The organism is Xanthomonas bonasiae (genome assembly GCF_014836395.1).
Taxonomy (GTDB): Bacteria; Pseudomonadota; Gammaproteobacteria; order Xanthomonadales; family Xanthomonadaceae; genus Xanthomonas_A; species Xanthomonas_A bonasiae.
Map to the genome: position 1 here is coordinate 1 of NZ_JACSQX010000003.1, position 18,744 is coordinate 18,744.

Genomic DNA, 18,744 nt, shown 5'->3' on the forward strand with positions numbered 1-18,744 from the left:
GCTGAAGCCGCTCCTACAGGAAGCTCGCGGGCGACTCGCCGGGTGCCCTGTAGGAGCGGCTTCAGCCGCGACCGATCGCCGAAACCGCCATGCTCCCGGGATGCATGGGTCGTGACCGCCGGGTCGCGGCCATGCCGGCGCGCCTTCCACGCCGGCATGCCTGCCGCTACACGTCGGCAGGCGCCAGTTCGCGCAGCTTGCCCTGGTGCAGTTCCAGCACGCGGTCGAGCTTGCGCGCCAGGCTGCGGTCGTGGGTGACCAGGGCCAGGCTGGTGCCGTGCGCGCGGTTGAGGTCGAGCATCAGCGCGAACACGTTGGCCGCGGTCTTGTCGTCGAGGTTGCCGGTCGGTTCGTCGCCGAGCACGCAGGCCGGGCGGTTGACCAGCGCGCGCGCCACCGCCGCGCGCTGGCGCTCGCCGCCGGACAGCTCGCCGGGCTTGTGCTCCAGGCGGTGACCCAGGCCCACCGACTCCAGCAGCGCACGCGCGCGCGCGTCGGCGTCCTTGACCGCGGCGCCGCCCAGCAGCACCGGCATCATCACGTTCTCCAGCGCGGTGAATTCCGGCAGCAGGTGATGGAACTGGTAGACGAAGCCGAGCGAGCGGTTGCGCAGCTGGCCGCGCGCCGCGTCCGACAGCGCCGACATGCGCTGCCCGGCCACATACACCTCGCCGGCAGTGGGGACGTCCAGGCCGCCGAGCAGGTGCAGCAGCGTGCTCTTGCCGGCGCCGGACGCGCCGACGATGGCCACGGTCTCGCCCGGCGCCACCGCCAGGTCCAGCCCGTCGAACACGGGCGTGCGCATCTTGCCCTCGGCATAGGTCTTGCCCAAGCCCTCGGCGCGGATCGCCGCCTCCGCTCGCTGTGGCTTTTGCATATCCGAATCCCCAATCCCCAATCCCGACTCCCGGCCCTCATTCATAACGCAGCGCCTCCGCCGGTTGCGTGCGCGCGGCGCGCCAGGCCGGATACAGCGTGGCCAGGAAGCTCATCAGCAGCGCGACGATGGTGATCACCACCACGTCGTGCGGCTGCATGTCGGTGGGCAGGCCGGTGATGTAGTACACGTCCTCCGGCAGCAGCTTGATGTTGAACAGCGCCTCGATGCCGGCCAGGATCCGCTCCAGGTTCAAGGTCAGCAGGATGCCGCCGATCACCCCGGCGATGGTGCCGAACACGCCGATCAGCGTGCCCTGCACCATGAACACCTGCATCACCCCGCCCGGGCTCAGCCCCAGCGTGCGCAGGATGGCGATGTCGGCCTGCTTGTCGGTGACCAGCATCACCTGCGAGGACACCAGGTTGAACGCGCCCATCGCGATGATCAGCGACAGCAGGATGCCCATCACCGTCTTTTCCATCTTCAGCGACTGGTACAGGTTGGCGTTCTCGCGGGTCCAGTCGCTGACCATGTACGGGCCGTGCAGGTTCAGCGCCAGGTCGCGCGCCACCTCCCAGGCCAGGTCCATGTTGTGCAGCTTCAGGCGCACGCCGGTGACGCCGTCGCCCATGCGCAGCACGCGCTGCATGTCCGGCATGCTGGTCACCGCCAGGCCGCGGTCGATCTCGTTGTAGCCGGCTTCGAAGATGCCGCTGACGGTGAAGCGCTTGTAGCGCGGCACCATGCCCATCGGGCTGGCCTGCGGTTCGCCGAGCATCACCACCACCTTGTCGCCGACGCCCACGCCCAGCCACAGCGCCAGTTCCTGGCCGAGCAGGATGTTGTAGGAGCCGGGGGTCAGGCTGTCGATCGAGCCCTGCTTCATCTTCTGCGCCAGCACCGAGACCTTGGCCTCTTCGTTGGGCAGGATGCCGCGCACGATCGCCGGCTGGTTGCGCTGCCCGGTGAGCAGCGCCTCCTCTTCCACGTACGGCGCGGCGCCGGCCACGCGCGGATCGCGGGTCGCCACGTCCACCGCATGCTGCCAGTCCTCCATCGGCGCGCCTTGCGCGCTGACCGTGGCATGCGCGGCCATCTGCAGCAGGCGGTCGCGGATCTCCTTCTGGAAACCGCTCATCACCGCCAGCGTGGTGATCAGCACGGTCACGCCCAGGGCGATGCCGAGGATCGAGGCCATCGAGATGAAGGAGATGAAGTTGTTGCGGCGCTTGGCGCGCAGATAGCGCAGGCCGATGGCCACGGGTAAGGGTTTGAACATGCGCAGCCACCATCCAGGGAGCGCTATGGTGCCATCTGCGGCGGCGCAGACGAAGCGGCACGGGCCTGAGCGGCCAGACGCAGTTCACGTCGTGCCGCCGGCGGCAGCGTGTCCGGCCACCAGGCCAGGCGCCCGACCCGGCCATCCGCGTCGCGCCAGCGCACGAAGGCCAGCGGCCCGCGCCAGTCCACCTGCAGCGCCGCCAACGGCTGGCCGTCGAGGCTTGCCGCGGCGCTGCCCTGCGGCGGGATCAGCAGCGCGCGCGGCGCGCGCCGGGCTTCGCGCCGCAGCAGCAGTACCGCATACAGCGCGGCCAGCGCCGCCGCCGGCCAGGCGCAACTGCGCGGCATGTCAGAACCCAGGATCGACAGCGGCGCCAGGACGCTCAGCAGCGCCAGCGCCGCCAGCAGCCAGCGCGAAGGGCGCCACTCAAGCCGGCATGGCGCGGATGGTGGCGATGAGATCGGCGGCGCGTGCATCGGGACAAGCCTCGTAGCCCATGAACCAGCGCCACAACTTATCGTCCTCGCAGTCGAGCAGGTATAGGAAAACCCCGCGCTCGGCTTCGGATGCCTGCGCCCAGCGCCGGTCCAGGTAGCGCCCGAACAGCTGGTCCAGTTCGCGCATGCCGCGCCGGCAGCGCCAGCGCAGCTTCTTCAGTTCGGTGGCTTCGTCCATCATCGCATCGCACCCTTGCCTGGTGGACGGACGCCTTGCCTGGCGACCGTCGAAAACGCGCGCGGCACCGAACCCGAGAGCCGGTGCCGCGCAGTGGACGGGCGTGCCCGTCGTGGTGAAGCGCTAGCCGATCAGGCGCGACGCGCCATCATCAGCTTCTTGATCTCGGCGATCGCCAGCGCCGGGTTCAGCCCCTTCGGGCAGGTCCGCGCGCAGTTCATGATGGTGTGGCAGCGGTACAGCTTGAACGGATCTTCCAGATCGTCCAGGCGCGCACCGGTGTCCTCGTCGCGCGAGTCGATGATCCAGCGATAGGCCTGCAGCAGGATAGCCGGGCCCAGGTAGCGCTCGCCGTTCCACCAGTAGCTCGGGCAGCTGGTCGAGCAGCACGCGCACAGGATGCATTCGTACAGGCCGTCGAGCTTCTTGCGGTCTTCCGGCGACTGCAGCCGCTCGCGGTCCGGCGGCGGCGGGGTCTGGGTGCGGATCCACGGCTTGATCGACGCGTACTGCGCGTAGAAGTGGGTCAGGTCCGGCACCAGATCCTTGATCACGCTCATGTGCGGCAGCGGATAGATCGGCACTTCGGCCTTGTCGCAGTCGGCGATCGCCTTGGTGCAGGCCAGCGTGTTGGTGCCGTCGATGTTCATCGCGCACGACCCGCAGATGCCCTCGCGGCAGGAACGGCGGAAGGTCAGGGTCGGATCGATCTCGTTCTTGATCTTGATCAGCGCGTCCAGGACCATCGGGCCGCACGCGTCCAGATCCACCTCGTAGGTGTCGGTGCGCGGGTTGCTGTCGTCGTCCGGATTCCAACGGTAGACCTTGAAGGTACGAGCATTCTTCGCGCCGGTGGCGGGAAAGTGCTTGCCCTTGCCGATCTTGGAATTCTTGGGGAGGGTGAACTCTGCCATGGCTTTTAAAATCCGGGATTGGGGATTAGGGATTGGGGATAGGTTGAGAGCAGGAAACGAAGTGCTTCGAATCCCGAATCACCAATCCCCAATCCCGGCTTTGGTCAGTAGACGCGCGGTTTCGGTGGCACCACTTCGACGTCCTTGCTGAGCGTGTACATGTGCACCGGACGGTAGTCGAAGCTGCACTGGCCCTTGTCGTCGACGGTGACCAGGGTGTGCTTCTGCCAGTTGACGTCGTCGCGGTCCGGGAAATCCTCGTGCGCATGCGCGCCGCGGCTTTCCTTGCGTTGCTCGGCCGAGTTGATCGTCGCCACCGCGTTGAGCAGCAGGTTGTTCAGCTCGTAGGTCTCGATCAGGTCCGAATTCCACACCAGCGAGCGGTCGGAGACCTTCACGTCCTCGAACGTGGCGTAGATCTCGGCCATCTTGTCGACGCCTTCCTTGAGCGTCTTGCTGGTGCGGAACACCGCCGCGTCGGACTGCATGGTGCGCTGCATCTTGTCGCGGATCACCGAGGTCGGCGTGCCGCCATTGGAATTGCGCAGCTTGTCGAGCAGGCCCAGCGCCTTGTCGCAGGAATCGCTGGCCAGGGTCTTGTGCGGCGCGCCGGTCTTGATCGTCTCGGCGCAGCGGTTGGCCACCGCACGCCCGAACACCACCAGGTCCAGCAGCGAGTTGGAACCCAGGCGGTTGGCGCCGTGCACCGACACGCAGGCCGCTTCGCCGATCGCATACAGGCCGGGCACCACCGCATCGGGGTTGTCGCCGTCCTTGCGCACCACTTCGCCGTGGTAGTTGGTCGGGATGCCGCCCATGTTGTAGTGCACGGTCGGGATCACCGGGATCGGCTGCTTGGCCACATCGACGCCGGCGAAGATGTGCGCGCTCTCGGCGATGCCGGGCAGCTTCTCGTTGATCACCTCCGGGCCGAGGTGGGTCAGGTCGAGCAGGATGTGGTCCTTGTGCTCGCCGACGCCGCGGCCTTCGCGGATCTCGATGGTCATAGAACGCGACACCACGTCGCGCGAGGCCAGATCCTTGTAGTGCGGCGCGTAGCGCTCCATGAAGCGCTCGCCATTGCTGTTGCGCAGGATGCCGCCTTCGCCGCGCACGCCCTCGGTGATCAAGCAGCCGGCGCCGTAGATGCCGGTGGGGTGGAACTGCACGAACTCCATGTCCTGCATCGGCAGGCCGGCGCGCATCACCAGGCCGCCGCCGTCGCCGGTGCAGGTATGCGCGGAGGTGGCGCTGAAGTAGGCGCGGCCGTAGCCGCCGGTGGCCAGCACCACGCCGTGGGCGCGGAACAGGTGTAACGAGCCTTCGGCCATGTCCAGCGCGAGCACGCCGCGGCACACGCCTTCCTCGTCGAAGATCAGGTCCAGCGCGAAGTACTCGATCATGAAGCGCGCGTTGTGCGCCAGCGACTGCTGGTACAGCGTGTGCAGCATGGCGTGGCCGGTACGGTCGGCGGCGGCGCAGGTGCGCTGCGCGGACGGGCCTTCGCCGTACTTGGTGGTCATGCCGCCGAACGGACGCTGGTAGATCTTGCCGTCCTCGGTGCGGCTGAACGGCACGCCGTAGTGCTCCAGCTCGATGATCGCCGGGATCGCCTCGCGGCACATGTACTCGATCGCGTCCTGGTCGCCCAGCCAGTCCGAGCCCTTGATGGTGTCGTAGAAGTGGTAGCGCCAGTCGTCCTCGCCCATGTTGCCGAGCGCGGCGGAGATGCCGCCCTGCGCGGCCACGGTGTGCGAACGGGTCGGGAAGACCTTGGTCAGGCAGACCGTCTGCAGGCCCTTGGCGGCCAGGCCGAAGGTGGCGCGCAGGCCGGCGCCGCCGGCGCCGACCACGACCATGTCGTACTTGTGTTCGGTGATCTTGTAAGCGGACATCTAGTTTGAATTCCTGTTCCGGGCGCCGATCAGGCGCTGCCCAGCGCGATGCGGGCGACCGCGAATACACCGACGATCGCACCGAGCACGGCGACGAACTTCACCGTGGTCTGCAGCGCCAGGGCCAGCAGCGAGTTGTGCACATAGTCTTCGAGGATCACCTGCAGGCCGATCTGCGCATGCCAGAACATCGCGACCAGGAAGCCGACCAGCAGCACCGCGTTCCACGGCTTGGCCACCGCCTCGGTGGCGGTGACGTAGTCGGCGCCGAGCAGGCTCAGCACGAACACCAGGAACCAGATGGTGAGGCCGACCAGTGCGGTGGCGGTGAGCCGCTGCAGCACGAAGTGCTCGGTGCCGGACTTGGCGGCACCCAGGCCGCGCACGTTCTTCAACGGGGTGCGATATCGGCTCATGCGGCGGCTCCGGTCAGCACGTAGGCCCAGATCAGCGCGACGATCACCAGGCTGCCGATCACCGACAGCCAGCTGTTGCGCACGAAGGCGGGGATGCTGAAGCCGTGGCCGAAGTCCTGCACGATGTGGCGCAGGCCGTTGCACAGGTGGTAGGCGAAGGCCCAGCTCCAGGCGAACAGGAACAGCTGACCGTACCAGGCGCCGGCCATGCCGCGGAAGCAGTTCCAGGAGGCTGGGCCGAGCATCAGCACCAACAGCGCGGCCGCAATGATCAGGGCACCGACCGACAGGATGATGCCAGTGGCTCGATGCAGGATCGAGGTCACCATCTGGATCTGCCAGCGATAGACCTGCAGGTGGGGGGAAAGAGGACGTTCGCGGGTCGCCATTCGCTGGGCTCGTTGTCTCGGCTGGGCGGCGTGCTTAAGGCCGCGTTGGCTCAAAGCTGCTCAAAAATCGATGCAGCGTCCGTTTTTCTCCCAGTCGCCGTAGCGCGTCGGCTCGAGGCCGCCGCGACCGCCGATTTCCCGCGGCGCAGGCGTCGCTTCCGGAGTGTTCTCCTCGGCGGGTCGCTGCGTTTCGGGATCGGGCTCGGGTGTGGGGGTTGGTTGGCCTATCATGCGGGTCTCACAACAGCGTAATTTTAGTCCTCCCCCTCGTGCCTGACAACCTGAATCTCACTTCCGCCGGTTTTTCCGCGCTCCCAGACCTGCAATACGTGGCGTTGAGCGGCGCGGATGCAGTCGCTTTCGCCCAGGCGCAGTTCGCCAACGACGTGCAGGCGCTGCGCAACGGCCACTGGCAATGGAACGCCTGGCTGAGCGCCAAGGGCCGGGTGATCGCGCTGTTCGCGCTGCTGCGCCGCGCCGACGACGCCTTGCTGGTGCTGCTGCCGGACGGCGGCGCGGCGGACCTGGCCGCGGCGCTGAACCGTTTCGTGTTCCGGCGCAAGGTGCGCATCGCCGCGCACGACGATCTGCACGCCTACGCGCGCCTGGCGGCACCCGCGCATGCGCAAGGCGCGGTGCTGGCCGAGCGTGGCGACGGGGCGATCGAACTGGACATGGGCGGCGACGGCCTGCCGCGCACCCTGCTGCTGGTGCCGGCCGCGCAAGCCACGCAGGACGTGGCTGACCCCAGCTTCGCCGCCGCCTGGCGCCAAGCCGATCTGCGCCTGGGCCTGGCCCGGCTCGATCCCGGCCAGCGCGAGCAATGGACCCCGCAACAGCTGGCGCTGGACCGGCTGCACGCGTTCAGCGTGAAGAAGGGCTGCTATCCGGGCCAGGAGATCGTCGCCCGCACCCATTTCCTGGGCAAGGCCAAGCGCGCGCTGCAGTTGTTGGACGTGGACGGCACGGCCGAGGTCGGCGCGCAGGTGCTGCGCGACGGACAGCCGCTGGGCAGCGTGGTCAGCGTCGCCGACACGCTGGCGCTGGCGGTGCTGCCGCTGGAGGAGGCGCCGCCGACCGGCTTGTCCATCGGCGCGCATCCGGCGCATTGGCAGCCGCTGCGCGACGGCCTGGCACGCTGAGCGAGCCTCGCAGCCCGCCGTCCTGCCCTCCTCGGCAACGCGCTGCGTCGGCGCGGCGGCGCGCTGCCAGAACTCGCCGCCGCCGGCCGGCGCGATGCTTCAAGCCGGCGACAGGCGCTCGCCGCTCTCCGGATCGAAGAAGTGCAGCGCCTCGCCGCGCACCGCCACGCGCAGGGGCTCGCCCAGGCCGGGCAGCGTGCGCGGCGCCACCCGCATCACCAGCGGCTGGCTGCCGTAGCTGAGGTTGACGAAGATCTCGTTGCCGACCGGCTCGATCACCTCGACCGTGGCTTCGAACCCAGCCTGCCCGTCCTCGCTGGGCTGCAGGTGCTCGGGGCGCACGCCGATCGCGATCGGCCGGCCCAGCCATTGCGGCGCGACATGCGCGCCGTGCAGCGGCACGCGGCTGCCGTCGGCCAGCTGCAGCTGCTGCAGGCCGCCCTCTTCGAGCAGTTGGCCCTGCAACACGTTCATCGCCGGGCTGCCGAGGAAGCCGGCCACGAACAGGTTGGCCGGGCGGTCGTACAGCGCCATCGGCGTGTCGATCTGCTGGATCCGCCCGTCCTTGAGCACCACGATGCGCTGGCCCAGGGTCATCGCCTCGACCTGGTCGTGGGTCACGTAGATCATCGTGGTGCCGAGCTTGCGGTGCAGCTGCGCGATCTCGGTACGCACCGAGTGGCGCAGCTTGGCGTCCAGGTTCGACAGCGGCTCGTCGAGCAGGAACACCGCCGGCTCGCGCACCAGCGCGCGGCCCAGCGCCACGCGCTGGCGCTGGCCGCCGGACATCGCGCGCGGCAGCTTGTCCAGCATCGGGGTCAGGCCCAGGGTGTCGGCGGCGGCGGCGACGCGGCGCGCGATCACGTCCTTGGTCTCGCCGCGCAGCTTCAGCCCGAATGCCAGGTTCTCGGCCACGGTCATGTGCGGGTACAGCGCGTAGCTCTGGAACACCATCGCGATGTCGCGGTCCTTCGGCGCCACGTCGTTGACCACGCGCTCGCCGATGCGCAGCTCGCCGCCGCTGATCTCCTCCAGCCCCGCGATCATGCGCAGCAGGGTGGATTTGCCGCAGCCCGAGGGCCCGACCAGCACCATCAGTTCGCCGTCGGCCACTTCGAAGCTGGCCCCGTGCACGGCGACCTGGCCGTTGTCGTAGACCTTGCGGATGTTGTCCAGTTGTACTTTCGCCATGGTGCGGTATCCGGTTTCCGGCAGAAGGGACGGGCTGCCGCCGGTCCCTCCCGAAGGCAGTGCATACGAATGCGGTTCGCATCGTGCCAGCGACACAGGCAACAATGGGATCGCAATGCGGTATTCTGCCATGTAACCGTTTTCACGGGGCAACATCGACGCCTGGGAGGGCTTGCGATGCGAACCGCCAGCCGCCGCCGTCCGGGCGTGCGCCGAGCGCCGGCTCTGATGCTTGAGGCATTAGACAGGTATGCTCAGAGGTCTGGCAGTCGTATTCATCTCCCGGATCGTGCGGTCCCGCCTGGCGGTCGTCATCGCTATGCCCCCGCGCGAGCTGCAGGACGGATACAGGCCGCTTCCGCCGCTTGCTTACCAACGCCACGTCACTACTAGCCCCCAGGTGATCGACGAAATGTCACCCGAAACCGAAAACCGGTCGATGCACGATACGTTCCTGCTGTTTGGCGCCACCGGCGATCTGGCCCAGCGCTACCTGTTCCCGTCGCTGCTGCGCATGCTCGACGACGGCTTCCTGCCGGAAGACTTCCGCATCCGCGCGCTGGCGCTGTCGCCGCACGACACCGCCAAGTTCCACGAGATCCTCAAGCCGCGGCTGCAGGCGGCGATGCCGCAGGTCAGCGAGGCGGTGATCCAGTCGCTGCTGGATCGCACCGACTACCGCTCAGTGGACCTGCGCAACGCCGAGTCGGTGGCCGACGCGGTGCGCGAGCTGGCCTCGCGCAAGTGCGTCAGCTACCTGGCGATCCCGCCGGGGCTGTACATCAGCACCTGCCAGGGCCTGGCCCTGGGCGGGGCGCTGGCCGCGCCGAACCGGCTGATGCTGGAGAAGCCGATCGGCCACGACTCGGCCAGCGCGCGCGAGATCCTGCAGGCGATCGGCGCGCTGATCGACGAGGACCGCGTGTTCCGCCTGGACCACTACCTGGGCAAGGCGGCGGTGCAGAACCTGATCGCGCTGCGCTTCGGCAACACGCTGCTGGAGGCGGTGTGGAACCGCAACTACATCGAGTCGGTGGAGATCCTGGTCGCCGAGAGCGAGGGCGTGGACGGCCGCGACGCCTACTACGCGCGTTCCGGCGCGCTGCGCGACATGGTCCAGAGCCATATCCTGCAGCTGCTGTGCCTGGTGGCGATGGAGCCGCCGGCCTCGCTGGAGGCGGACCGCATCCGCGACGAGAAGGTCAAGGTGCTGCGTGCACTGCGTCCGCTGCAGGCCGCGCACGCCGCGCGCGACAGCGTGCGCGGGCGCTACACCGCCGGCACCATCAACGGCCAGCAGGCGCAGGCCTACCAGCCGCCGGAAGGCAGCGACGTGGAGACCTTCGTCGGCGTCACCGCCTACATCGACAACTGGCGCTGGGCCGGGGTGCCGTTCCGGCTGTGCACCGGCAAGCGCCTGGCCGAACGCACCACGCGCATCGTGGTCACGCTCAAGCCGGTCACCCACTGGCTGTTCGAGCGCCCGGACGCGAAGCACGTGGCGCCGAACCGGCTGACCTTCCAGCTGCAGCCGCAGGAGAACATCGAACTGGGCCTGATGAGCAGCCTGGCCGGCCCGGAATGGGGCGCGCTGGAACTGCAGCCGCTGGAACTGGAACTGTCGGTACCGACCGGCCTGCATCGCCGCATCGCCTACGAGCGGCTGATGCTGGACGCGCTCAACGGCAACCACGCGCTGTTCGTGCGCGACGACGAAGTGCGCGCGGCCTGGGCCTGGATCGACAGCGTCAGCGACGCCTGGGCGCAGGCGCAACTGCCGCTGCTGCCCTACCCGGCCGGCAGCTGGGGGCCGCAGGAAGCCGAACGCTACGTCTCCGCCGACGACGCCAGCGCCGTGCAGCGGGACGCGTCATGAGCGCGCCGCTGCGGCCGGTGCTGGTCGCCGACATCGGCGGCACCAACGCGCGCTTCGCGCTCGCCGACCTCGACGCGTCCACGCCGTTGCTCGACGACAGCACCCAGACCTATGCGGTGGTGGAGTTCCCGTCGCTGGGCGACGCGGCGCGCCACTACCTGCAGCAGACCGGCGTGGACGCGCGCAGCGGCGTGTTCGCCGTGGCCGGGCGGGTGGACGGCGACGAGGCGCGGATCACCAACCATCCGTGGGTGATCTCGCGCTCGCGCACCTGCGCCATGCTCGGCTTCGACGAGCTGCACCTGATCAACGACTTCGCCGCGCAGGCGATGGCGATCAGCCTGCTGCAGCCGCAGGACGTGGTCCAGGTCGGCGGCGCGGCGTGGCAGCCGGCGCCGGTCGCCACGCCGCGCAACTACGCGGTGATCGGCCCCGGCACCGGCCTGGGCGTCGGCGGCCTGCTGACCCGCGGCGGCCGTTGCATCCCGCTGGAGACCGAGGGCGGCCACGTCAGTTTCCCGCCGGGCACGCCCGAGGAGATCCGCATCCTGGAGCTGCTGTCGCAGCAGTTCGGCCGCGTCTCCAACGAACGCCTGATCTGCGGCCCCGGCCTGGTCAACATCCATCGCGCGCTCAGCGAAATCGCCGGCGACAACCCCGGTCCGCTGCAGCCGGAGGACATCACCGCCCGCGCCGCGCAGGGCGACTACCGCGCGATGCGCACCATCGACGTGTTCTGCGCGGTGTTCGGCGCCATCGCCGGCGACCTGGTGCTGGTGCAGGGCGCCTGGGACGGCGTGTTCCTGACCGGCGGCCTGGTGCCGAAGATGCTCGACGCGCTGCAGCACTCCGGCTTCCGCCAGCGCTTCGAGCACAAGGGCCGCTTTTCGTCGATCATGGCGCGGGTACCGTCGCTGGCAGTGATCCACCCCCGTCCCGGCCTGCTCGGCGCCGCCGCCTACGCGGTCGATGCCGAGCGGCAATCCCCAGGAGTCGTTACATGAGCCCCACGTTGTCCGATCGCATCACCCTGATCCGCTACGACGATCCCGACGAATGGATCGACGCGGCAGCGGCAGAGATCGGCGACGCGCTGCGCGCGGACATCGAGCTGCGCGGCAACGCGCGGCTGCTGCTGTCCGGCGGCACCACCCCGGCGCCGGTGTACCAGGCGCTGGCCGAGTTGCCGCTGGACTGGACCAAGCTGGAAGTGGGCCTGGTCGACGAGCGCTGGCTGTCGCCGCAGGACAGCGACAGCAATGCCTACCTGGTCCGGCAGAGCTTCCTGGAACGTGCCGAAGGCGCGCGCTTCGAGCCGCTGGTGCGGGTCGGCAAGCCGCTGCAGGATTGCGTGCACGCCGCCAACCTGCATGCGCAGCATGCGCCGGCCGCGTGCATGGCGGTGCTCGGCATGGGCGGCGACGGCCACACCGCGTCGCTGTTTCCCGGCGCCACCGACCTGAACAAGGCGCTGGCCAATCCCCTGCCCTACGCCGCGCTCGACGCCACCGGCTGCCCCGGCGCCAACACCTGGCCGCTGCGCATCACCCTGACCCCGGCCGGGTTGGCGCCGATCGGCCAGCGCATGCTGTTGCTGCGCGGCAAGCAGAAGCTCGAGGTGCTCGAGCGCGCGCTGGCCGGCAGCGATCCGCACGAATTCCCGATCCGCGTCGCCTTCGACACGCCTGGTGCGCGCTTGCGCGTGCATTGGTGTGAGTGAGGCTGGGAGTGGGGAATCGGGAATCGGGAATGGGAACAGCCGCGTGCTGCCGCATTTCCGGTTTGTCCGAGTTCCTCGTTCCGTCATGCGGTCACTCCCCCACACTTCATAGCCACTTCTGCCAATGAGCCTGCATCCGAAAATCCACGCGATCACCGAACGCATCCGCGCGCGCAGTGCGCCGTCGCGGCGCGCCTATCTGGCCGGCATCGATGCCGCATTGCGCGACGGCCCGTTCCGCAGCCGCCTGAGCTGCGGCAACCTGGCGCACGGCTTCGCCGCCTGCGGCCCGACCGACAAGAGCCGGCTGGAAGGCGGGATCACCCCGAACCTGGGCATCGTCACCGCCTACAACGACATGCTGTCGGCGCATCAGCCGTTCGAGCACTACCCGGAGATCATCCGCAGCACCGCGCGTGCGTTGGGCGCCACCGCGCAGGTCGCCGGCGGCGTGCCGGCGATGTGCGACGGCGTGACCCAGGGCCGCCCGGGCATGGAGCTGTCGCTGTTCTCGCGCGACGTGATCGCCCAGGCCACCGCGATCGGCCTCAGCCACGACATGTTCGACACCACCCTCTACCTGGGCGTGTGCGACAAGATCGTGCCCGGCCTGCTGATCGGCGCGCTGGCGTTCGGCCACCTGCCGGCGGTGTTCGTGCCGGCCGGGCCGATGACCCCGGGCATTCCCAACAAGCAGAAGGCCGAGGTGCGCGAGCGCTACGCCGCCGGCCAGGCCACCCGCGAGGAACTGCTGGCCGCCGAATCGGCGTCCTACCACGCGCCCGGCACCTGCACCTTCTACGGCACCGCCAATTCCAACCAGGTGTTGCTGGAAGCGATGGGCGTGCAGTTGCCCGGCGCCTCGTTCGTCAATCCGGGCACGCCGCTGCGCGACGCGCTGACCCAGCAGGCCACCGAGCGCGCGCTGCGCATCACCGCGCTGGGTAGCGATTTCCGCCCGCTCGGCCGGCTGATCGACGAACGCGCGATCGTCAACGCCGCGGTCGCGCTGATGTCCACCGGCGGCTCCACCAACCACACCATCCACTGGCTGGCGGTGGCGCGCGCGGCCGGCATCGTGCTGACCTGGGACGACCTGGACGAACTGTCGCAGATCGTGCCGCTGCTGACCCGCGTGTATCCCAACGGCGAGGCCGACGTGAACCATTTCGCCGCGGCCGGCGGCGTGGGGTTCGTGTTCCGCGAGCTGATGGACGCGGGGCTGATGCACGACGACCTGGCCACCATCGTGCCCGGCGGCATGCGTGCCTACGGCGACGAGCCGTGCGTGCAGAACGGCGCGCTGGCCTACGTGCCGAGCCCGGCCAAGAGCGCCGACGAAAGCGTGGTGCGCCCGGCCTCCAATCCGTTCGAAGCGCAGGGCGGATTGCGCCTGCTGCGCGGCAATCTCGGCCGCTCGCTGATCAAGCTGTCGGCGGTGAAGCCGGAATTCCGCACCATCGAGGCGCCGGCGGTGGTCATCGACGCGCCGCAGGCCTTGAACAAGCTGCATGCCGCCGGGGTGCTGCCGCACGACTTCGTGGTGGTGCTGCGCTACCAGGGCCCGCGCGCGAACGGCATGCCGGAACTGCATTCGCTGGCGCCGCTGCTGGGCCTGCTGCAGAACCAGGGCCGGCGCGTGGCGCTGGTCACCGACGGGCGCCTGTCCGGCGCCTCGGGCAAGTTCCCCGCGGCGATCCACGTGACGCCGGAAGCGGCGCGCGGCGGCCCGATCGCGCGCGTGCGCGAAGGCGACATCGTGCGCCTGGACGGCGAAGCCGGCACCCTGGAAGTGCTGGTGGATGCCGCCGAATGGGCGGCGCGTGCGCTGGCGCCGAACACCGCGCCGGCTGCGCACGACCTCGGCCGCAACCTGTTCGCGATCAACCGCCGCGTGGTCGGTCCCGCCGACCAGGGCGCGATGTCGATCTCCTGCGGCCCGCCGGCCGCCGACGGCGACGACTGGAACTACGACGCCGAGTACGACCTGGGCCGCAGCAGCGAGGCCGCCGACGCGCCGCACGAGGCGAAGGACGCGTAAGCCTTGCGGCCCGACCGGCGCCACCGGTGCCACGCCACCCCCGCGTCGGCCGCCTGCGGCCGATGCACTCCCGCCATCCTCGCGACTACGAGATTGCCATGACGATTGCCGAACACCAGAACACCGCCGAACAGCTCCTGCGCGCCGCCGGCATCCTGCCGGTGGTGACCGTGCACAGCCTGGACGAGGCGCGCCGCGTCTCCGCCGCGCTGCTCGAAGGCGGCCTGCCCGCGATCGAGCTGACCCTGCGCACGCCGGTGGCGATGGACGCGCTGGCGATGCTCAAACGCGAACTGCCGGACATCAAGATCGGCGCCGGCACGGTGCTCACCGAAACCCAGCTGCAGCAGGCGATCGACGCCGGCGCCGATTTCATCGTCACCCCGGGCACGCCGCCGGCGCTGGCCGACGCGCTGGCGCGGGCGCCGCTGCCGGTGGTACCGGGCGCGGCCACCCCGACCGAACTGCTGGCGCTGATGGCGCGCGGCTTCCGCGTCTGCAAGCTGTTCCCGGCCACCGCGGTCGGCGGCCTGGCGATGCTCAAGGGCCTGGCCGGTCCGCTGGCGGACCTGAAGCTGTGCCCCACCGGCGGCATCGGCGAAAGCACCGCGGCCGAGTACCTGGCGCAGCCGAACGTGGTCTGCATCGGCGGCTCGTGGATGGTGCCGAAGGACTGGCTGGCCAACGGCGAGTGGGACAAGGTGCGCGAGAGCGCGGCGAAGGCGGCGGCCATTGTCCGCGGGATTCGGGATTAGGGATTCGGGATTCGCTAAAGCCCGGTTCCCCGCGATCGGGAAACGAACAAAAAAAGCGCCGGCATGCCGGCGCTTTTTTGCTTTTGCTTTTGCTGTTACGAATCCCCAATCCCGACTCCCGAATCCCGGCCTCACCGCACCTCGATCTGCACATCCGCCGGCAACGAACGGATCCGCAGCTCGCCATTTTCCCACTGCGCCGGCTCGCCATTGACCAGGGTGCGCCCGGGTTCGCCCGGATACGGCCACGGCAGCACCAGGCCGCCGCTGGGCACGCGCAGGCCACCGCTGATGCCCAGGGTCAGGCGATTCTTCTGCCGGCGCAGTTGGTAGCTCAGTTCGCCCTGCGGAGTGCGCAGGTCCTGGATCGCGATGCCCTTGCCGTCGAACCAGGCCGCCGGCACGCCGGCCGCCAGCACCAGGCTGTCGTCGATGTCGCGCGCGTAGGCGAACATGTCCAGCGTCGAGCGCACGAAGTCCGACGCCACCCAGGCATGCGGCAGGTCGCCGACGAAGAACGGCTTGCGCGGCGTGCGCGAGACCACTTCGGCCCACTGGTTCCACGGCTGCGGCGCGCGGTCCTTGAAGAAGAACTGGGTCGCGTCCCAGGCCCGCTCGCGCCAGCCCAGGCGCACGAACGCGGCGACGTTGCGCCATTCGTACGGGGTGTAGTCCTTCCACTCGCGCTTGCCGTCGCGGCGGCTGGCGAACTCGCCCCAATAGCGCTCGAAGGTGTTGCCCAGCAGCTGCGGCGGCAGCCGTCCCTGCTCCCCGCCCGGCGCCAGCGCGATGGTCGTGGAGGTGGGATCGAAATCGCCCAGCTCGGCCGAACCGGGCAGGAAATCGATGTGGTGCTGCTGCGTGGCGGTCTGCAGCGAGGCGTACAGGTCCTGGCGGAATTCGTCGCGCGCGGCGGCGAAGCGTGCCGCATCGTCGACGCGGCCGAGCTCGGCGGCGATCTCCACCGCGTCCTTGTAACCGCGCAGCGCCCAGAAGTTGTCCCAGTACGAATGCATCGGCTTGGCCGAATAGCCTTCGTGGCTGATCGACACCGGCATCATCCCGTAGAACGCCGGATTGCGTGCCCGGTTCTCCTCGGTGCGCTCGCTGAGCCGCAGCTGTTCCATGTACTCGTACGCGGCCAGCACGTGCGGCCACATCTTTTCCAGGAACGCGCGGTCGCCGCTGTAGCGGTAGTAGTCGGCGACGCCGAAGATCAGTTCGCCATGGCTGTCGTTCTCCGGCACCGGATCGCTGCCGCGGTCGTCCACGCAGCACGGCACCATGCCGTTGGCGAACTGGTACGGCGCGTACCACTCCAGGTACTCGCGCGCCACGTCGGCGCGGCCCAGGCGCAGCAGGCCTTCGGAAATCATCGCGCCGTCGCGGATCCAACTGCGCGAATACGAGCGCGTGCCCGGCTGCAGGCGTGGCCCGATCCGCGAGATCAGCATGTGCGCCAGCGCGGTGCGCAAGGTGTCGGCCAGCGCCTTGCCCTCGGCCGGGACGCTCAGCTGCACCCGGTCCAGTTTCTCGCGCCACTGCTCGGCCACCAGCTGTTGCGCACGCGCCGCATCGAACCCGGACGGCAGCGCCTGCGCGCCGGTCTGCGGGATCAGCAAGGCCACTTCGCGCACTTCGCCCGGCGCCAGGCGCCCGCGGTACAGCAGCGCGCCCGAGGCCAGGCCGTCGGCGTCGGACGCCTGCTGCGGCAGCGCGGCGCTGTCGGCGGCCAGGCGCTCGATGTCGATGCCGGCGTCGAACGCCGTGGCGTAGGCCGCGTCGGGCTTCTGCACCGCGAACACGCGCGGCTCGCCGTTGACCTGCACCTGGGCGCCGTCGAACGCCAGCAGATGGATCGGGCTGACCCCGCCGACAGTGTTGAGGAACTGGCTGGGCGGGTTCACCTGGAACGGCCGCACCGCCAGCGCCAGGGTGTAGTCGTGCGGCTTCTTGCTCGGGTTGCTGAGCCGGTAGCGCGCCACCAGCTGCGCCTGCTCCGGCGTGCCCTGCACGAAGGCGGTGATGCGCAGGCCGGCATTGTCGTGGCTCCAGTCCACGCTGGGGATCGGCAGGTAGTCGTCCTGCAGGCTCTGCGCGGTCTTCACGTCGGCCCAGCTCAGGCGCTTGCCGTCCAGCAGCAGGAACGGCTCGATGCTGAAGCCGCCCTTGCCCACTTCGATCGCGCCGTCCTCGCCGACCAGGCCCTGCTCGCGGCCGCCGTCCAGGCCAACGATGGTCCAGTACGGCTGCTCGCCGCTGAAGCCGCGCGGGAACCAGCCGCGGGTGGAATCGGCCGCCACCGACTTGACGAAGTCGTTCGGGGTCGCGGCGAAGGCCAGCGGCTGCAGCGCGATGTCGGCGATGCCGTAGCGGAAGCTGGGGCCGTCCTCCAGGTCGATGCGCACGTAGCGCGCCTCGGTTTCGGGCATCGGCAACCAGTCGGTGCCGCCGTTGCCGGCGGTGACGGTGCGCAGCTCGCGCCAGCTGCGGCCGTCGGCCGAGCCCTGCAGCTTGTAGCGCGAGGCATACACGCCCGGCGCCCATTGCACCTTGGCGCCGCCGAACTCGCGCACCTTGCCCAGGTCGAGCATGATCGTCTGGGTCTTGGCGTTGCCGCTGTACCACACCGTGTCGGGCTTGCCGTCGGCGATGCGCTGCTCCAGCGCCGGCGCGGTGTCGGCGCTGACCTTCACCGTCAGCGGCGAGGTGTCCTGCGGCGGCAGCGGCGTCAGCGTCAGCTGGTCGAAGCACACCGTGCCCTTGCCGCCGACCTGGTTGTAGATGGTGAACTCGACCTGCGCGCTGCGCTTGAGTTCCTTGTCCGGACTCGGTCCCCAGGCCTTGTCGATCTGCCGCTTCTTGAAGCTGACCGTGCTCCACTGCTTGGGGAAGTCGTAGCGCGGCCGGTTGACCCACCACACGTTGTCGCCGCTGGCGTCGACGAGCTTGAACTGCAGGTCGTTGCTCGGCGAATCGCCGCGCAGCTGGAATGCGAGCTGGTAGTTGTCCGGATAGTCGATCGGGATCGCGCGGCGGATCCCGGCGTAGCCGGAAACGCCGTTGAAGTCATAGTCCAGGCAGATCGCCTTGGCGCGGCCGCCGCTGGCGGCCTGCACCAACCGGGTCGAGGCGGTGACCTGGTTGGAGACGACGATCTGCCAGTTGTCGAGATTGTTGAAGCTGTCCAGCGCTACCGGCGCGGTCGGCGCTGCGGCAAAGGCCTGCGCCGCCGCCAGGCCCAGGATGGCCATCGTCCACCGTCTGCTCGTCATCGCCGCTCCCGTCATGAACCTCGTCCCCGTTGTGTCGTTGGCTTTTTTGCAGGAGGAGTTCAACCCCGACGCGTTACCGGTACGGCGTCGGGGCTGAAGCCCCTCCTACAGGTGCGCGTCCACCATGACCTGCGAGTCGCACACCCCGCACCAGTGCATACGCCATGCCGTCCCTGGCGAAGCATACCGGCTTCGGACAACCCGGCCTGACCATCGCGGCCAGGCGTTCGGCGCAACGCGCGCCAGTGGCGCTGCATGATCGGCAGAACCGCTGCCATCCATGGCGTAACACT

At 69.3% G+C, this 18,744-nt stretch carries 17 protein-coding genes; 6 read left to right on the plus strand and 11 right to left on the minus strand.

Annotated elements, in window-relative coordinates:
• Nucleotides 1–166: 166 nt before the first annotated feature.
• The 9 genes from lolD to H9658_RS05090 all read right to left on the minus strand — a co-directional run bounded on the left by lolD (nt 167) and on the right by H9658_RS05090 (nt 6,682).
• Entirely contained in the window at nt 167–922 is a 756-nt protein-coding gene (gene lolD / locus H9658_RS05050) for a lipoprotein-releasing ABC transporter ATP-binding protein LolD (RefSeq protein ID WP_406848103.1), read from the minus strand.
• Nucleotides 915–2,159, minus strand: a complete 1,245-nt coding sequence (locus tag H9658_RS05055; protein ID WP_191824596.1) for a lipoprotein-releasing ABC transporter permease subunit — start codon at nt 2,157–2,159, stop codon at nt 915–917. Before H9658_RS05055 ends, lolD begins: the two co-directional genes overlap by 8 nt.
• Nucleotides 2,160–2,182: 23 nt before the next feature.
• Nucleotides 2,183–2,638: a hypothetical protein gene (locus H9658_RS05060; RefSeq protein ID WP_179564025.1), complete on the minus strand. Its 456-nt coding sequence runs from the start codon at nt 2,636–2,638 to the stop codon at nt 2,183–2,185.
• Nucleotides 2,589–2,837 (minus strand): FAD assembly factor SdhE, encoded by a 249-nt coding sequence (locus tag H9658_RS05065; protein WP_191824597.1) that lies wholly within the window; start codon nt 2,835–2,837, stop codon nt 2,589–2,591. Before H9658_RS05065 ends, H9658_RS05060 begins: the two co-directional genes overlap by 50 nt.
• Nucleotides 2,838–2,968: 131 nt before the next feature.
• On the minus strand, nt 2,969–3,751 hold the full coding sequence (locus H9658_RS05070; RefSeq protein ID WP_179564023.1) for a succinate dehydrogenase iron-sulfur subunit: 783 nt from the start codon (nt 3,749–3,751) through the stop codon (nt 2,969–2,971).
• 104 nt (nt 3,752–3,855) lie between these two features.
• On the minus strand, nt 3,856–5,646 hold the full coding sequence (sdhA, locus tag H9658_RS05075; RefSeq protein WP_191824598.1) for a succinate dehydrogenase flavoprotein subunit: 1,791 nt from the start codon (nt 5,644–5,646) through the stop codon (nt 3,856–3,858).
• 29 nt (nt 5,647–5,675) lie between these two features.
• Nucleotides 5,676–6,062 carry a succinate dehydrogenase, hydrophobic membrane anchor protein gene (sdhD, locus tag H9658_RS05080; RefSeq protein WP_179564020.1) on the minus strand — a complete coding sequence of 129 codons (387 nt, stop codon included), beginning with the start codon at nt 6,060–6,062 and terminating at the stop codon, nt 5,676–5,678.
• The gene (gene sdhC, locus H9658_RS05085) at nt 6,059–6,451 is read right to left on the minus strand and encodes a succinate dehydrogenase, cytochrome b556 subunit (RefSeq protein WP_179564018.1); all 393 of its coding nucleotides are present in this window, start codon (nt 6,449–6,451) and stop codon (nt 6,059–6,061) included. The genes sdhD and sdhC overlap by 4 nt, the downstream gene beginning before the upstream one ends.
• 60 nt (nt 6,452–6,511) lie before the next feature.
• A complete protein-coding gene (locus H9658_RS05090; protein WP_179564016.1) occupies nt 6,512–6,682 on the minus strand; it encodes a DUF1674 domain-containing protein in 171 nt (56 codons plus the stop codon).
• A gap of 38 nt (nt 6,683–6,720) precedes the next feature.
• Here H9658_RS05090 and ygfZ point away from each other — a divergent pair, with 38 nt between their 5' ends.
• Complete coding sequence (gene ygfZ / locus H9658_RS05095; RefSeq protein ID WP_191824599.1) at nt 6,721–7,593, plus strand: CAF17-like 4Fe-4S cluster assembly/insertion protein YgfZ; 873 nt, start codon at nt 6,721–6,723, stop codon at nt 7,591–7,593.
• Nucleotides 7,594–7,692: 99 nt separating this feature from the next.
• Here the strand turns inward: ygfZ and H9658_RS05100 are convergent, their stop codons facing one another.
• On the minus strand, nt 7,693–8,784 hold the full coding sequence (locus H9658_RS05100) for an ABC transporter ATP-binding protein (protein ID WP_191824600.1): 1,092 nt from the start codon (nt 8,782–8,784) through the stop codon (nt 7,693–7,695).
• A gap of 412 nt (nt 8,785–9,196) precedes the next feature.
• On the opposite strand from H9658_RS05100, the gene zwf reads away from it, so the two are divergent.
• The 5 genes from zwf (at nt 9,197) to H9658_RS05125 (ending at nt 15,176) form a co-directional block, all read left to right on the plus strand.
• Nucleotides 9,197–10,660, plus strand: coding sequence for a glucose-6-phosphate dehydrogenase (zwf, locus tag H9658_RS05105; protein ID WP_225209771.1), 1,464 nt, complete (start codon nt 9,197–9,199; stop codon nt 10,658–10,660).
• Nucleotides 10,657–11,664: a glucokinase gene (gene glk / locus H9658_RS05110; protein WP_179564008.1), complete on the plus strand. Its 1,008-nt coding sequence runs from the start codon at nt 10,657–10,659 to the stop codon at nt 11,662–11,664. Before zwf ends, glk begins: the two co-directional genes overlap by 4 nt.
• Nucleotides 11,661–12,380 (plus strand): 6-phosphogluconolactonase, encoded by a 720-nt coding sequence (locus H9658_RS05115; protein ID WP_191824601.1) that lies wholly within the window; start codon nt 11,661–11,663, stop codon nt 12,378–12,380. Before glk ends, H9658_RS05115 begins: the two co-directional genes overlap by 4 nt.
• Nucleotides 12,381–12,504: 124 nt before the next feature.
• Nucleotides 12,505–14,421, plus strand: coding sequence for a phosphogluconate dehydratase (edd, locus tag H9658_RS05120; RefSeq protein WP_191824602.1), 1,917 nt, complete (start codon nt 12,505–12,507; stop codon nt 14,419–14,421).
• A gap of 98 nt (nt 14,422–14,519) precedes the next feature.
• Nucleotides 14,520–15,176: a bifunctional 4-hydroxy-2-oxoglutarate aldolase/2-dehydro-3-deoxy-phosphogluconate aldolase gene (locus H9658_RS05125; protein WP_179564002.1), complete on the plus strand. Its 657-nt coding sequence runs from the start codon at nt 14,520–14,522 to the stop codon at nt 15,174–15,176.
• A gap of 131 nt (nt 15,177–15,307) precedes the next feature.
• Here the strand turns inward: H9658_RS05125 and H9658_RS05130 are convergent, their stop codons facing one another.
• Complete coding sequence (locus H9658_RS05130; protein ID WP_225209772.1) at nt 15,308–18,451, minus strand: discoidin domain-containing protein; 3,144 nt, start codon at nt 18,449–18,451, stop codon at nt 15,308–15,310.
• Between the last annotated feature and the right edge of the window lie 293 nt (nt 18,452–18,744).

Coding starts and splice junctions, on each gene's coding strand:
- edd (WP_191824602.1), top strand. CDS start 12,505: ATGAGCCTGCATCCGAAAATCCACGCGATCACCGAACGCATCCGCGCG.
- H9658_RS05055 (WP_191824596.1), bottom strand. CDS start 2,159: ATGTTCAAACCCTTACCCGTGGCCATCGGCCTGCGCTATCTGCGCGCC.
- H9658_RS05130 (WP_225209772.1), bottom strand. CDS start 18,451: ATGACGAGCAGACGGTGGACGATGGCCATCCTGGGCCTGGCGGCGGCG.
- H9658_RS05060 (WP_179564025.1), bottom strand. CDS start 2,638: ATGCACGCGCCGCCGATCTCATCGCCACCATCCGCGCCATGCCGGCTT.
- zwf (WP_225209771.1), top strand. CDS start 9,197: ATGTCACCCGAAACCGAAAACCGGTCGATGCACGATACGTTCCTGCTG.
- H9658_RS05100 (WP_191824600.1), bottom strand. CDS start 8,784: ATGGCGAAAGTACAACTGGACAACATCCGCAAGGTCTACGACAACGGC.
- H9658_RS05070 (WP_179564023.1), bottom strand. CDS start 3,751: ATGGCAGAGTTCACCCTCCCCAAGAATTCCAAGATCGGCAAGGGCAAG.
- H9658_RS05115 (WP_191824601.1), top strand. CDS start 11,661: ATGAGCCCCACGTTGTCCGATCGCATCACCCTGATCCGCTACGACGAT.
- sdhA (WP_191824598.1), bottom strand. CDS start 5,646: ATGTCCGCTTACAAGATCACCGAACACAAGTACGACATGGTCGTGGTC.
- sdhD (WP_179564020.1), bottom strand. CDS start 6,062: ATGAGCCGATATCGCACCCCGTTGAAGAACGTGCGCGGCCTGGGTGCC.
- lolD (WP_406848103.1), bottom strand. CDS start 922: ATGAATGAGGGCCGGGAGTCGGGATTGGGGATTGGGGATTCGGATATG.
- H9658_RS05090 (WP_179564016.1), bottom strand. CDS start 6,682: ATGATAGGCCAACCAACCCCCACACCCGAGCCCGATCCCGAAACGCAG.
- H9658_RS05065 (WP_191824597.1), bottom strand. CDS start 2,837: ATGGACGAAGCCACCGAACTGAAGAAGCTGCGCTGGCGCTGCCGGCGC.
- H9658_RS05125 (WP_179564002.1), top strand. CDS start 14,520: ATGACGATTGCCGAACACCAGAACACCGCCGAACAGCTCCTGCGCGCC.
- sdhC (WP_179564018.1), bottom strand. CDS start 6,451: ATGGCGACCCGCGAACGTCCTCTTTCCCCCCACCTGCAGGTCTATCGC.
- glk (WP_179564008.1), top strand. CDS start 10,657: ATGAGCGCGCCGCTGCGGCCGGTGCTGGTCGCCGACATCGGCGGCACC.